Origin of the sequence: Psychrosphaera sp. F3M07, from assembly GCF_018860345.1 — a bacterium.
GTDB classification, from domain to species: domain Bacteria; phylum Pseudomonadota; class Gammaproteobacteria; order Enterobacterales; family Alteromonadaceae; genus Psychrosphaera; species Psychrosphaera aquimarina.
This window is the reverse complement of sequence record NZ_JAHKPJ010000025.1, coordinates 240,289-255,737: the sequence shown is the minus strand read 5'-3', so window position 1 is coordinate 255,737 and position 15,449 is coordinate 240,289. Positions and strand designations below refer to the sequence as shown.

Below are 15,449 nucleotides of genomic sequence, written 5' to 3'. Positions count from 1 at the left end.
AAAGGAAATGAAGATGAAAAACATGATTAACCAAAGTTGGAAAGTGAGCATGTTAGGTGCGCTATGCATGTTGTCAATGAATGTGTTCGCAGGCGAAAAAGTTAACGAGTTGGTAGAAACACAAGTTAAAGGTAAAGTCACTGTAGATGTTATGTCGGGTAATGTAGTGATCAAAGCATGGGATAAAAATCAGGTGAAAATTACCGGCGAATTATCCGATGATGCAGACGGATACACAATCCAAGTTGATGAAGATGGAGAGGTTTATTTTAAAGTAAATATGCCTCAAAATCGTTGGGGTAATTGGAATGATGATGATGGTTCCCAATTAGAAATTATGATGCCTGATAATAATAGTTTGCGCTTTGAAGGTGTAAACGTTGACGTTAACGCCCAAGGGATAAAAGGCGGAACTAAATTAAATACAGTAAATGGTGATATCAAAGCGGCAAATTTGAATAACAGAATTGCACTTGGAACGGTTAATGGAAGCATTAATGCGGAAGGTTTAACCGGAAAAATAAACCTAAATACGGTTAATGGCGAGATTGACGATCAAGGTAGCCAAGGTGAGTTGGAAATTGAAACGGTTAATGGTGAGATTGAAACAGATACGTCTGCTACCGAAATTGGTATTAGCAGTGTAAATGGTGAAATTAAAATTAAAGCTAAGTTAGTAGATGAGCTAGAAGTGAGTACCGTAAACGGATACATTAATGCAACGTTAAGCTTAAACAAAAATGCCCGCTTTAATGCTTCTAGCGTTGGTGGAGGTCTGGGTATTTACTTTGACGGTGATGTGTCGGCAAACTTTAATGTCGAAACCCATGCTGGTGGAGATATCACTAACCGTCTGACAAAAGATAAATCGAGAGAAGCCAAATACGGACCTGGAGAATCATTGAGATTTCGTATGGGAACCGGTAGTGCAGAAGTACAAATAGACACAGTCAGTGGTGATGTGACTCTTAACAAAAAATAGCGATAGATAAAATACAAATGTCCAGTTACCAGCCCCAATATTGATATTCATGTTGGGGCTTTTATTTATGAGTAAATAGAACAATAGACTGAGTTGAGTTATTGATAACTTCAGTTATTCCGATAGAATGTTCAGTCTTATATCACTCCTAGTTGTATGAAACGAACCCATGGCAAAGTCATCATTTAAATCTGCAAAAGAACAAGATGCTCAAATAGCATCGCTCAAAGTCCCACCTCATTCCGTTGAAGCTGAACAATCAGTACTTGGTGGACTTATGTTAGATAATAATGCGTGGGATCGTGTTGCTGAGAAAGTCGTAAAAGGTGATTTTTACTTACGCCAACATAAGCAAATTTTTGCTGCTATGGCGTCTTTGATGATCAAAAACCATCCGATTGATTTGATCACTGTTTCAGAGGCATTAGAAAAAGATAAAATTTTAGAAGACGTGGGTGGATTCGCTTATCTCGGTGAAATTGCTAAAAACACTCCGAGTGCTGCTAATATTGTTGCCTATGCTGAAATTGTTCGAGAAAGAGCGGTCGTTAGAGAATTAATTGGTACCGCAAATGAAGTTGCCGATGCCTGTTATAACCCTGAAGGTAAAAGCAGTGAAGAGTTATTAGATTTTGCTGAGTCACGTGTTTTCAAGATAGCTGAACAACGTGAAAATAAAAATGAAGGGCCAAAAGACTTAAACTCAATCTTATCGTCGACTGTCGACAAGATTGAAGAGCTAATGCGTACCGACAATGATGGTGTAACCGGATTAACGAGTGGCTTTAATGATCTAGATAAAATGACCAGTGGATTTCAGCCATCAGATCTTATTATTGTGGCTGCACGACCATCTATGGGTAAAACCACATTTGCCATGAACTTAGTAGAAACGGCGGCGTTAACTTCAGATAAGCCGGCATTAGTATTTAGTTTAGAAATGCCGGCGGACTCTATCATGATGAGGATGTTGGCCTCGTTAGGTCGCATTGACCAAACCAAAGTTCGTACTGGTAATTTAGATGATGATGATTGGGCTCGTCTTGCCAGTACAATGGGCTTAATGCAGGAGAAAGGTAAGCTTTATATTGATGATTCGTCTGGATTAACCCCGACAGAGTTACGTTCAAGAGCCAGAAGAATCGCTCGTGAACACGGTGGTTTATCTATGATAATGATAGATTACTTACAGTTAATGCGCTCACCAGAATTTAAAGATAATCGTACTTTAGAAATCGCAGATATTTCCGCTTCACTTAAAGCGTTAGCAAAAGAATTAGAAATCCCGGTTATTGCCCTTGCTCAGTTAAACCGTGGTTTGGAACAACGAGCTGATAAACGTCCGGTAAACTCAGATTTAAGGGAGTCAGGGTCAATTGAGCAAGATGCTGATTTGATCATGTTTATTTATCGAGATGAGGTTTACCACGAAGACTCAGCGGATAAAGGTACGGCTGAAATCATCATAGGTAAACACCGTAATGGTCCAATTGGACGAATTAGGTTAACCACTCAACTTCATTATTCCCGATTTGATAATTATTCGGGTAATGCTTTTTTTGACGATTAATTTATGAAAATCGCGGTAGCTGAAATTAATATCGGCGCATTATTATACAATGTTGAGGTAGTTCGTAAGTTAGCGCCTACTTCCAAAATACTAGCTATGATAAAAGCAAATGCTTACGGGCATGGTTATTTAGAAGTGGCAGAGTCATTAACGAATGTTGATGCATTTGGTGTTGCCCGATTAGATGAAGCTATTAAGTTAAGAGATGCGGGGATAAAAAAATCAATTGTCTTATTGGAAGGTTTTTTTGATAAAGATGAATTGATGGTCATTGCTGAGAAACAATTGGAAACCGTACTTCATAACAAGCAACAAGTTATTGATTTTATAAATGCGGATTTACCGCAGCCAATAAAAGTATGGTTAAAGCTCGATACGGGTATGCACCGAATCGGTTTAGCTCCAGAAGAGATGGCGTCTTGTTATAACCAATTAACACAACATAAAAATATATTAGCAACCCCTACCATATTGACCCATTTAGCGTGCGCCGATGAACTGGAGCATCCCTTAAATAACCAGCAAATTAATTTGTTTAATCAGCTTTGTTTAGATATTGAGGGTGAACGTTCTATCGCCAATTCAGCAGCAATCATGTCCTTACCTGAAACACATCTTGACTGGGTTAGACCTGGAATAATGATGTATGGCGCTTCTGCAATGGCCGACTCAGATGCCGCTGAACACGATTTAAAACCTGTGATGACACTTAAAAGTAGTGTCATTGCCGTTCGTGATGTTCCCAAAGGCGGCTCAGTTGGTTATGGCGCAACTTGGGTTGCTGCACAAAACACAAAAATAGCGGTGGTCGCTATAGGTTATGGTGATGGTTATCCACGTAATGCAGGAAATGGTACGCCAGTGTTAATAAACTCAATTGAATATCCTTTAGTCGGGCGTGTGTCTATGGATATGATCACCGTGGATTTAGGTCAAAGTACGGAGATCAAGGTGGGTGACGAAGTGATATTATGGGGAGAAGGATTGCCAATTGAACGTGTTGCTCGCCACGCGAATAGTATCGCGTATGAATTATTATGCGGTGTGACAGGTAGAGTTACTAAACAGTATAAAAACTAGTAATTATCACGCTTCTTACCAGAAAACAATTTCTCCATTATCTTATTTGCCATTGCTCACTTCGTTGACTTAAAAATAAAAAGTGCACTAAACTATATTAAATGTTGCCTAACTTGATATGTAATGTTCATAAAAGTAGCGGAGTGTTTTCGATATTTATGACTGTAATATATTCAACATTGGAGATAAAAAAATGAAAACAAAGTTAATGTATTTATTTATATGTCTCATCAGCCTTTCACTGATTCAAGGTTGTGAAGATAGTGACGATGAGAATGGTTTATCTGGGATGACCACACTTGAGGTTGGCGAGCCTGTGACAGGTTCGTTGTCTGGTGATGAAGCACAATTTTCTTTTTCAGTGGATGACGGAACAAAATACCAACTCTTATTAACACCAGAAAGCAGTAATGATGATCCTGATTTATTAGTGTTTAGTTCTGAGCAGCAATTAGGGGATTATTGGGATATTGCTGATTCATCTGGTGGCGAAGACTCCTCTCAAGCCATGGAAGCTCGTGTTGCCAAGTCTTCCTTGAGTCCAGGGGTGGTGGATAAAGCGAGTTTTGAGGCTACCAAAACAGGGATGTATTTTGCAGCTGTAACTGGACCAGAAAATACTCGTTTTACTATTCTATTAAATTCTTCGGATTCTTATTGCGCGGATGAATGTGTAGACAATACAAACATTAACCAAGATGTTGAAAGTACGTTTCCCTCTCACGATGTTTTAGTCGCGACCATCCCAGAAAGTCTCGAAATGACATTCGCATCGGGATTTACCCTCCCTTCGTCAATCAATATAGAAATATTCGAGTTACCTTCTGGCTCAGATGAATGCCAAATCATCTGGTCTGGATTTCGTTGTGGCATGTTAGATGCGAGTGAAAGTGGTGAATTAGTGACAAACGTTATTAATGCGAGCAGCCAAGTAAATGGGCAACGTGTTACGTTCACTCCGGAATCTCAATTATTAGCCGGACACACATACGTTGTACATATTTTTGCGGATTCAAGCTCAGGTGATTTTAAAACTTGGTGGCGTTTTGACACGTAAACGATAACCATTCACTCAACTGTTTGATAATAGCGAATAACTCAAACTGATTCAGTTATTCGTTATTATCTTTTGTAGACTCCATGACCACATGGGTACTTATGGTTGCTACTTGCGGCAAATCCCCTAATACATCGGTGTGAAATCTTTTATAAGACACTAAGTCGGTTGTTTCTACTCTTAATAAATACTCGTATGAACCTGTTACATTATGGCATTCTAATACTTCGTCTGATTTCGCAATGGCTTGTTCAAATGCCTGTTGTGAATCTTTGGTATGAACGGATAAACCAACCGTAACAAAAGCACTAAAACCTTTACCTAATTTCCTATTATCGATAATGGCTTTGTAACCTTTGATTATACCTTGTCTTTCTAGTTCTTGGACTCTACGCAAGCAGGCAGAAGGGGATAATCCAACTCTATCAGCCAGATCAATATTGCTAACCCGACCGTCCTTTTTTAATTCTTGCAATATTTGTTGGTTAAAATTGTCAATTTTCATAAGTTATTGCTTATTTCGTTAAAATGACACAATAAAGGCAATTTAATTTCGTTGGAAGTGAATTATAGTAGTGCTCCTGTATTTATAAAAAAACGGAACGACGGTGAACATAGAAATCATTTTAGCCTTAGTGCTTTTTGCTTTTGCATCTTCAATTTCCCCAGGACCTAATAACTTAATGTTAATGAGTTCTGGCGCTAATTTTGGCTTTCGCAAGACGTTACCTCATATGATGGGAGTAGGACTTGGATTTACTTTGATGGTGGCGCTAGTTGGTATGGGCGTAATGCAGGTATTTGATTTGTATCCAGCCAGTTATATGATTTTAAAATGGTGCAGTATTGTTTATTTGGTTTACTTATCTTATAAAGTTGCGACTTCCGCTCCACCGGAAAATAAAAGAGCGAATAAAGCAAAACCTTTCTCATTTATTCAAGCGGTTTTGTTTCAATGGGTAAACCCAAAAGCATGGACCATGGCCTTAACATCCATTGGTATTTATGCACCTGATAGAGATGTAAAGTCTGTAATTATAGTGGCGTTAGTTTTTGGCGCTGTAAACTTACCATCAATTAGCGTGTGGGTAGTGTTAGGACAGAAGTTGCAGAAAATATTATCGAGCGTAAAACGTTTACGGATCTTTAATGGAATTATGGCTTTTTTATTACTTGCTTCATTGTACCCAGTACTAATCGCTTAAATGAACAACAGGCGTTAATACTCAGCATAAATTGCTGAGTATTATGATGTTTTTGAAGTTTTATCGCTTCAACCGTTAAAGTTGGTGGTTGACTCTCTGACTAATAATTCTGGATTAAACTCAATTACTGTATTGGTAGGAATGTTTTTAATCTGGTTTATCAATAACTGTGTGGCTGCAATCGCGACACTTTCAGTAGGCTGATCTGCTGTCGTTAGTTTTGGTAATGTTTGACGTGAGAATGGGCTGTTTTCAAAACCAACAATGGATATCTCAGTTGGAATATCTATACCATCTAATCTACAGGCAAATAAAGCACCCGCTGCAATTTCATCATTACTGCCAAATATAGCCGTTGGGCGTTTTTTCAAAGACAATAACTGTTTTGCACCATTAACACCGGATTCAAATGAATATTCACCATCAATTAAAAAGTTAGGTTCAATTTTAATATTGTTTTGTCTTAGGGCTTGTTGGTAACCTTCAAATCGTTCGGGACTGGACTTATGCTCAGGATCACCACAAATAAACGCAATGTCTTTATGGCCAAGATCAATTAAATATTGGGTCACTGAAAAAGCAGCGGCTCGGTCGTTTAGATATACGCAATGAGCTGCATCTTCAACCATACCTTTACCAGATATAACTCTTACAAATTTCACGTTACGTTTCTGCAATTCAAATATGAGTTGTTGGTTTTCAGATAACGGCGGAGTTAATACCAGCCCATCTAAATTTGAACGTTTAATTAAAAACAAAACTTCGTCAATAATATTGGCAGATTTAGCATCACAAGGATGGATTAATAGTTCGTAGTTTTGTTTACGGCACACATTCAAAATACCATTTTGCATATCTATTATGTAATAAGCATTAGGGTTGTCATAAATAAACCCAACTTGAAATGATTGCGTGCTGGCTAAGCTTCTCGCTGCTTGGCTCGGACGATAATTTAATTCATCCATTGCAGCTTGTACTTTATCTTTTGTCGCCGAACGAACACCTATCTCATTGTTAATGACACGAGATACTGTTTTTATAGAAACACCTGCTTTTACAGCTACTTCACTGATTGTGATCTTCATATTTATTATTCTAATTTTATTATGGATTAACCATACACTCATTTATTTGACAACGGTAGACAGTTTTTGCATTTTTACGAAAATATTTGTCTAAATAACACCCACTGTACAAAAAAGTTCAAAAATATTTTTTCTTTAAAAACAGTGTGATGTATTTATTTTAGGTCAAAAGTTAAACTATTAATTGAAAAGTTGATTGCCTTTTAAGCAATCCTAGTTTAGTTTAATGACAACGCTGTCATTTACATAATAAACTAAAAACAACAACAACGTCGGGAGCAAGTGATGAAAAACACTCGTCTAAAATATTCAACAGTAGCGCTAGCAATTGCTGCGTCTATGTCAACTTCAACAGCTTTTGCAGCTGATGATAAAGAAAAAGCACAAGATATCGAAACTATCGAGATAACAGGTATTCGTGCAAGTAATAAAAAGAACTTAAATCAAAAACGTTTTGCTAATGCGATCGTTGACACGGTCACTCCGGAAGATATTGGTAAGTTCCCTGACAAAAATGTTGCAGATACACTTTCACGTATCCCGGGTGTAACAATCAGTCGTGACTTTGGTGAAGGCGAAGGTGTTACAATTCGTGGTTTCACGCCAAACCAAAACGTTACCTTGCTTAACGGCCAAGCCGTTGGTACTGCACAGTGGTTTGTATTAAACAATACAGGTCGTAACTTTAACTTCGAAATGCTTGCATCAGAAATGGTTGGCGGTCTAGAAGTTTATAAAACCCCTCAAGCTGATATTGAAGAAGGTGCACTAGGCGGCACGGTTATCGTTAATACACGTAAGCCTCTTGATATGGACTCTGGCACAATTGCTGGTTCTGTAGATATGCAATATTCTGCATTACCAGAGCAGTGGGATCCAAGTGGTTCTATTGTTTCTAGCTGGAAAAATGAAGAAGAAACATTTGGTGTTGTGGTTTCTGCTGCAATGCAAAATCGTACAGTTGAACGTCATTCACAAGAGTCTGACTTTGGTTGGTTCGGGCCTGGTATTGCTAGAATTAGCGTAACACCACCTGCCGGCGCAACTGAACAAGGTTCTACACCTTGGGGGGTTGGTTCTGCGGTATTTAAACAAGATCGTGAACGTGTAAACTTTGACGTTACTGCACAGTGGATGGCAACAGATAAATTAGAAGTAACAGGTCATTACCTTTTCTCTGAAATGGAAGCATCTAACGTTAACTCAAACATGATAGGTATTCCTTTCCGTGGTATTGCAGTGGGTGATGAATTTGCTCGTGAAGGTACAACAGAAAATGGTTACCTGACTTCTATGACTTATTACGGTGATCCAAATCAAACCGGTTGGGTTCCACAGTTCTTAGCTTATGACAACATCTACCGTGATGGTTCTAAAATGGGCACGTCTGTATTTGATTTAAACATCAATTACGAAGCTGACTTTGGTTTAGTACATTTCCAAGTTGGTACAACAGAAGGTAAAGGCGACATTTATGACTTCTTTACTGAGTTCTGGGCCGATCCACTAGACGATCGTGCTGGTATTATTTTCTCAAATCCAAACCCTTCAGCTCACGGTCCAGCAATCGACTTTGATGGCGCAAACTCTTGGATGTCTAATCCGACTGACCAAATGTGGTTAGGTGGTATATTCAACCAATATAATGAAGTAACTGATGCAGAAACTTATGCACAAGCTGATGTCACTATTGAAGTGGAATATGGTCCAATTACCTCGGTTAAGTTTGGTGGTAAAGTAAAAGATCGTAACTTTGAGCAAACTCGTCACCAAGATAATTTATCTAACTTAGGTGCATGGGGCGCTGGTTCTTTAGGTCCTGCAGAAGATTTCTGGTCTGGCGAATTACTTGATATTGCACATGACGGTAACTCATTAGATAGCCAAACTTATTTTGCCCCTGATAAAGACAAAATGATGGCTGCTATGTACGCTCAACCTGAATGTACTGCTGCATTAGTTGATGCTGGTACTATGTGTTTAAATAAAGACAGCTTCCAAGCATTAGCATCGTTTAACATTGAAGAAACTATTATTGCAGCATATGCAATGGCAAACTTTGAAGGTGAAAACTACCGCGGTAACTTTGGTTTACGTTATACATCTACAGATTCAACGTCTAACGGTTACGATGCAGCAGCAAATGCCGTTGTTGTTGAAAATGATTACAGCTACATATTACCTAGCTTTAACTTAACGTATGACCTTGCTGATGATGTATTAGCGAGAGCGTCATTCTCACAAGGTATTGCACGTCCTTCACCATTCTCTATGGCTCCTGCGTATAACTTAACGCCGGAAACTGGTCGTGGTGACATGGGTAACCCTAAACTAAAACCAACAGAAGTTACTTCGTTTGACTTAGGTTTAGAATGGTACTTCTCTGATTCATCTTTAGTTAGTGGTACTTTCTTCCGTAAAGACATCACCAACTTCTTCTTTAACAACACGGTACGTGACGTTATTGATGGTGTGCAATATAACCAACTTAACCGTCCTGAAAATGGTGATGAAGCGGATTACACTGGTATTGAATTACAAGTTCAACATATCTTTGATAACGGTTTTGGTGCCTTTGCTAACTACACTATGGTAGACGCATCAGAAGGTAGTTTTGTATCGGTACAAGAAATTGATGGAGAATTCGTAGATGTAGCTGGAACAGTTCCATTCCCTGATGTTTCAGAAAATGCTTATAACTTAGGTGTATTTTATGAAACTGATGATTATAGTGCGCGTTTGAACTACAACTATCGTTCAGAATACTTCACGTCTAACACTGAGTTTGGTCCAACTTTCCGTGATGAAACGGGTCAGTGGGATGCACAAGTAAGCTATGATGTTTCTGAAAACATCACAGTGAAATTTGAGATTGTTAACTTAACTGACGAAAGCTTCAACAATTACCTAATCAACGATGGTGATGTTGAAAACTATGCTTACACAGGCACTAAAGTTGTGTCGACTGAAAGCCAAAATGGCCGTCGTTTCTATGTAGGTGCAAACTTCAAGTTCTAATACTTAGGTTTACTTGATAGATTAATAGGCCAGTCATTGACTGGCCTTTTTTATAATTAAACCTTTTTGTAAATTAATAAACGGTATCTCAAATTGTTTCCGGTTAATTTACCAAAATGTTTAACTGGGGTTGTTAGGAAATGATATGAATACAAGACCAAATGATATCTTAATTTGTGGTGGCGGTACCGCTGGTTGGATGGCTGCTAATTTATTTATGCATAATTGGCCTGACGCTAGCGTTACATTAATTGAGTCAGATAATATCGGAATTATTGGGGTGGGTGAAGGATCTACACCTTCATTAAAACAATTTTTTAAAACCCTCGGAGTTTCAGATCAAGAATGGATGCCACAATGTAATGCCACCTATAAAGTTGGAATCCGATTTCCTAACTGGAGTGATAAACAAGGCTATGAAAGTTATTTTCACCCTTTTTTCTCTGAGTTAGACATAAAACCTGGAGAGCCTTTTTTTCATAACAGCAAATTACAAAGAAAAGGCGTTCAAGCAAATGCACATCCGGATCATTATTTTGTTACAGCACAAATGGCAAGGCAAAAAACGTCTCCCATTTCTAATAAATACCCTAATTTAGATATCGATTATGGTTATCACTTTGATTCCGGCTTGCTGGGCGAGTTTTTAAAAAATCGGGCGATTAAAAACGGACTTAACCATATCATTGATGATATTTCGCATGTAGAAGTGGATCAGCAAGGCTTAGATGCCTTTATTAAATATGTAGAAGCAAATAATAGCGGCAAACATAAAGCAGACTTATTTGTGGATTGCACAGGCTTTAAAAGCCTATTAATGCAAAATGCGTTAAAGGTTGAATTCAAACATTATAAAGAAAACTTGTTTAATGATTCTGCAGTCGCTATAGCCACAGATATTGATTTATCTGAAGGTATCACCCCAGAGACACGCTCCACAGCATTAAAATATGGGTGGGCTTGGCAAATACCGTTAGCGAATCGTTATGGTAACGGCTATGTATACAGTTCAGATTATGTGAGTTCAGAAGAGGCGGAAAAAGAGCTCAAAGAGCACCTTGGGATAACGGACGACAATGTCAAAGTACGACACTTGAAAATGAAAGTAGGGCGTTTACAACAACATAGTGTTAGCAATTGTCTGGCAGTTGGGTTATCTCAAGGGTTTATAGAGCCGCTTGAAGCCACAGCTCTAATGTTAGTGCAGTATACGATTGAACAATATATATCGACCGTTGATCAGCCAAATGAAAATGACAAATACACTGTATTTAATAACAAGGTAAATAACATGATGGAAGGCATACGAGATTATATTGTTGCTCATTATGTATTAAATTCCCGAAATGACACAGACTACTGGCGTGATTGTCGTAATGCTAAAAAATCAGAGACTTTAACTGAGTTGTTAGCGGCTTGGAATGGTGACGGTAACTTTGAAGATATGTTGAATAGACTAGATAATTATTTAGTCTACTTACGACCATCTTGGTACGTAATATTAATGGGAATGGGGCATTTTCCAACGCCAAATATCATACAACCGACAGAGTTAAATAAGGTGTTTGATTACACTAAATCACGAAATTATTGTGGGCAATTAGTCGATGACGTGTTCCCAGATCATGTCTCTACGTTAAAGGGCATGTATAAAGATAAATGGCCTAGCTAAAAGAAAGGTAATCATAAATGCCTCAACCCAAAGAAGATTGAGGCAATTTTTATTATTGAGAGATCTTAACGGTTTGGCCTGAGCTTACATTAGATTGCTCTGTAATCGTTTGATCTGGCCAAGTGATAATTATTTTTTCTACGCTATTATTATTGGCTAATCCAAAATGCAGTTCATTGGCATTTTGTGAAACAAAGTTATTATCGATACGAACTTCTTTGGTTAACGTTAACGATTCGTTGACAATAACTTCTACCAAAGCTCCAATAGCCTGAGTATTTGGTGAGTTTCCTGAGAGTTTAATTTTTAAGAATTGATTCTGCCCCGTGAGGTTGTTTTGGTATAATTTGGCTGGACCTTGGTTGTTTGATACGGCTATATCAATATCCCCATCATTATCAAAATCATTACAGCTTAACCCTCGTCCTTGATGTTCGTCATCGATACCGAGTTTAACGGCTTGTTCTATAAAAGTACCATCTTTTTGAGCGATAAATAATCTTGATTTGTCATCTTGGAACATCACAAATAACTGACCATTTTGACCCCAACCATTAACATGAAAAATGTCGGGTAAACTGTCGTTATTGAAGTCTGCAATACAGGCTCCCCATCCCCAACCACCGTCACTCACTCCTGCAGAAATTGAAACATTACTGAAGTTACCTAAGCCATCATTTTTGTATAACGTATTACCCCTATACCCTTCTGTCGGATTTTTATCTTCACCGCTATATTCTTTTTCGGCAATACTAGTGACAAACCAATCCATATCACCATCATTGTCGATATCTGCAACCGCCGACCCCATACCAAATTGATCTATGATGCTATCAGATTCGACTAACTCAAAATTATGTCCATTGTTACGAAGTAATTTAGTGAGACCATAATCAGACACAAGAAGCAGGTCCATATCGCCATCTGAGTCGATGTCGCTCAAGCTTGGAACAAAAGATGAGTCTGCTTCAGCGTCAGGATTGTCAGCGGTATCAAATTGATTTTGGTAAATAGTAGATAATCCCATTTCAGTGCTGATATCCGTAAAAAACACTAGGTCGCCTTGGCTGTCATTTCGCCAAATCATTTCTAAACTATCACCTTCAGCTAAATCATGTCCCCAGTGACTGGCAAACATGTCTAAATCACCGTCGTTGTCTAAATCTGAAAATGTGATTGAAACTGTATTTGGGGCGGTAAATTGTATCCCCGACGTAGCGGTAATATCGGTAAATGTTCCGTCTTGGTTATTTAAAAATAGATGAAATTTTTGGTTATCTACTGCTCCAAGCGCTAAATCTAAATAACCGTCTCCATTAATGTCTGCAAAGGTTGGCCCACTTGTTCGTTTGCCATTAATAGCCACGCCAGCTTGTTGTGCAACATCGACAAAGGTTCCGTCTCCTTGATTTTGGTATAAGTGATTTTGACTAGACTCTCCACTAACAAAATATAAGTCTATATCACCATCGTTATCATAGTCTTCTGCTGCAACACCGCCTGAGAACATGGATGGCATAGTGGCATTTGTTCCAAGCCGATTAGAATGGAACAGGGTTATGCCTGCAGCTGAACTAATATCAGTGAAAGACAAAACGACCTCGACAGGCTCTTCCAACTGTTCATTATCTATTGGTGATTCGGTTTTTTTATCACTACATGCCGTGATAAAAAAAACAGAAAATAAAAACAAAATTGCAGACTTATTTAACATTTTGTAAACCTTTAGATATTAATTGCCGTTAAACATGGCATTGGCTTTTTCGAATGATTCTGGGCCAATAATCAATCCCATTTTTCTACCTGGTATATCATCTGCGGGAGGATGAATACCGCCCCAAATTCGAGATAAACTACATTGATCTGACGCGTCTCTATATGTCGCCCATTGTAAAGTCATATCAACACTAGGGCCTCGTTCAAACACTAAAAACTCATTTGCTTTGATATCAAATCCACTCATCCCGCCCGGAAAGTATGCATCGCCTGTCATAAGTGTCATTAATTCAGCCGCCGCTCTTGAAAAAGTAGAATGTCCAGATACATAACCTGCAAAAGGAGGTGTGACAAATGATGGACGCTGATACGTCCACCAACGTTCCGCTAAAATCCAACCAACACCAGCAACATCTTCAGATGGCACTTCAATGTAACTAGGGCCTTTCCAGGCATAAAGTTTAATCTTATTTAAGTGTTCATTGTTTTCACCAACCAATGGATCGCCTTCTGTTACCAACTCAATATAGTTGTCAACTAATGGAATACCGTCTACATGGTAAGAAGGTAAGTTTTCATCTGTGCTTTGGCCTAAATCAGCCATTGCTCTGATGGCGGCTACAGGACGTACATAGTCGTACCAACCTTTAACTCCCCAAGCTGCAATTGCCGCATCGTGCATAGTTCCGCCTAAGGCAAAGTATGTTTTAACATCCCATTCTAGGTTTCCAAGAGTTTCACCTTGACCAGACCATCGTTTAACTAATTGTGGGTGATCACTCACTGTATTTAAAATTGTAAACCAGTGGCCTGGAGGGGTTTCAGATGATGGTCCGTCAGCCCAAAATTCAGCAAGTACTCTTGCGTAATCGGCTCTAGGTACCATTTGAGGTTCATAAGGCTGGTTTGTTGATGGATTTAACGCATAACCTTGGCTTGAGTCTCCTCCGTCTATAAAGTTATAAAATTGATCATAACTTTCAACACTAGAGGGGAATGATTGGATGTTGCCTAAACTTGCAGGTGATATATCAACCATAGTGTCATCAGATTCATCAAGATGGCTAGACCAAATTGACACCATTGAAAATCCCCATTTATATTGGTCTGATAATACACCTCCAATATATGGTGGTTGTCCAGGATTGTGATAAACCTGATAGTCAAAACCGTCTCGATTAAACGTAACTTTGTCATTTTCTGACAGTGCAAATGGTACTACTTGTCCCCATTCAGCCCCTAAAAATTCAGGAATACCGGTGACTAAGTTGCCTGCTTGATCAATAAAGTTGTCTAATTCAATACGCTGCCAGCGATTCATATCTATAACATCTGGATTACCTGGAGCAGCATCACCTAGTTTTATGTTGGGATTAATTGGTTTATAACTTGTATTTGCGTAGTCATTTTGTTCGTTTGACCCATCGGTTAATCCAAACTCAATATAACAATTGGCGATATAGTTACCCAATGCAGCCGCTTTATTTTCACCATTTATATAATCTAGGGAGACATAGTCCGTATCTAAACCTAAATCATTCATTAATACGTCAGCTTCATTTTGAATAAACCCAGCACCTGGTGAGTTAGCAAAGCGATGTGAGATCAAACGGTAAGTTGCGTAACTAATAGCCGTTTCTTGTGATGGCAATACATCTTCCGGTATTTCAACTTCAACGGATTTACATTCATAACTATTTAACACTTGGCCAAATAAAAATGGGGTCGCTTTGTTGTTATAGGTAGACCACGAGTCATACATAGCAGAAGATATGTGGAATAAATTTCGTGCATGAACGGTAGGGCGTGCATAGTCATTTCTAATGGCATCCAATACGACCTCATTCCACATTCGAGCTACAGAATGACCTGTTCTTTCTGGTGTTATTTCTACAACAGTATCTTTTTTGTCACTATTACAGCCAGCTAACATTGCAGTTAGAACAAATAATGCGAGTTTTAATTTTGTTCCAAGGGTATTTGTTTTCATCATAATTATACTCTTATACGGATTGTAGATATTTTAATTTCCATCCTATTTATTCATAACGAATTACATGCTGC

At 38.5% G+C, this 15,449-nt stretch carries 11 protein-coding genes; 7 read left to right on the top strand and 4 right to left on the bottom strand.

The features are described 5' to 3' along the window. The first annotated feature begins 13 nt into the window (after positions 1 to 13). The 4 genes from KO505_RS15185 (at position 14) to KO505_RS15170 (ending at position 4,689) form a co-directional block, all read left to right on the top strand. Complete coding sequence (locus KO505_RS15185; protein WP_216056304.1) at positions 14 to 982, top strand: DUF4097 family beta strand repeat-containing protein; 969 nt, start codon at positions 14 to 16, stop codon at positions 980 to 982. 169 nt (positions 983 to 1,151) lie between these two features. Continuing rightward, a complete protein-coding gene (gene dnaB, locus KO505_RS15180; protein ID WP_216056303.1) occupies positions 1,152 to 2,552 on the top strand; it encodes a replicative DNA helicase in 1,401 nt (466 codons plus the stop codon). Between the two features lie 3 nt (positions 2,553 to 2,555). Beyond that, the gene (gene alr / locus KO505_RS15175) at positions 2,556 to 3,632 is read left to right on the top strand and encodes an alanine racemase (protein ID WP_216056302.1); all 1,077 of its coding nucleotides are present in this window, start codon (positions 2,556 to 2,558) and stop codon (positions 3,630 to 3,632) included. A 193-nt stretch (positions 3,633 to 3,825) separates the two neighbouring features. Continuing rightward, positions 3,826 to 4,689: a hypothetical protein gene (locus KO505_RS15170; protein ID WP_216056301.1), complete on the top strand. Its 864-nt coding sequence runs from the start codon at positions 3,826 to 3,828 to the stop codon at positions 4,687 to 4,689. Positions 4,690 to 4,744: 55 nt separating this feature from the next. Here KO505_RS15170 and KO505_RS15165 read toward each other — a convergent pair whose 3' ends face one another. After that, positions 4,745 to 5,194 (bottom strand): Lrp/AsnC family transcriptional regulator, encoded by a 450-nt coding sequence (locus KO505_RS15165; protein WP_216056300.1) that lies wholly within the window; start codon positions 5,192 to 5,194, stop codon positions 4,745 to 4,747. Positions 5,195 to 5,297: 103 nt separating this feature from the next. Here KO505_RS15165 and KO505_RS15160 point away from each other — a divergent pair, with 103 nt between their 5' ends. Next, complete coding sequence (locus tag KO505_RS15160) at positions 5,298 to 5,894, top strand: LysE family translocator (RefSeq protein WP_216056299.1); 597 nt, start codon at positions 5,298 to 5,300, stop codon at positions 5,892 to 5,894. Between the two features lie 68 nt (positions 5,895 to 5,962). Here KO505_RS15160 and KO505_RS15155 read toward each other — a convergent pair whose 3' ends face one another. Further along, positions 5,963 to 6,979 (bottom strand): LacI family DNA-binding transcriptional regulator, encoded by a 1,017-nt coding sequence (locus KO505_RS15155; RefSeq protein ID WP_216056298.1) that lies wholly within the window; start codon positions 6,977 to 6,979, stop codon positions 5,963 to 5,965. Between the two features lie 285 nt (positions 6,980 to 7,264). On the opposite strand from KO505_RS15155, the gene KO505_RS15150 reads away from it, so the two are divergent. Both KO505_RS15150 and KO505_RS15145 read left to right on the top strand, forming a co-directional pair. Then, positions 7,265 to 9,997: a TonB-dependent receptor gene (locus KO505_RS15150; protein WP_252731823.1), complete on the top strand. Its 2,733-nt coding sequence runs from the start codon at positions 7,265 to 7,267 to the stop codon at positions 9,995 to 9,997. A 145-nt stretch (positions 9,998 to 10,142) separates the two neighbouring features. Next, positions 10,143 to 11,669, top strand: a complete 1,527-nt coding sequence (locus KO505_RS15145; protein WP_216056296.1) for a tryptophan halogenase family protein — start codon at positions 10,143 to 10,145, stop codon at positions 11,667 to 11,669. Between the two features lie 52 nt (positions 11,670 to 11,721). Here the strand turns inward: KO505_RS15145 and KO505_RS15140 are convergent, their stop codons facing one another. Together KO505_RS15140 and KO505_RS15135 are read right to left on the bottom strand one after the other, a co-directional pair. Continuing rightward, positions 11,722 to 13,383 carry a CRTAC1 family protein gene (locus KO505_RS15140; RefSeq protein ID WP_216056295.1) on the bottom strand — a complete coding sequence of 554 codons (1,662 nt, stop codon included), beginning with the start codon at positions 13,381 to 13,383 and terminating at the stop codon, positions 11,722 to 11,724. Positions 13,384 to 13,401: 18 nt separating this feature from the next. Beyond that, entirely contained in the window at positions 13,402 to 15,378 is a 1,977-nt protein-coding gene (locus tag KO505_RS15135; protein WP_252731822.1) for a vanadium-dependent haloperoxidase, read from the bottom strand. Positions 15,379 to 15,449 lie beyond the last annotated feature (71 nt).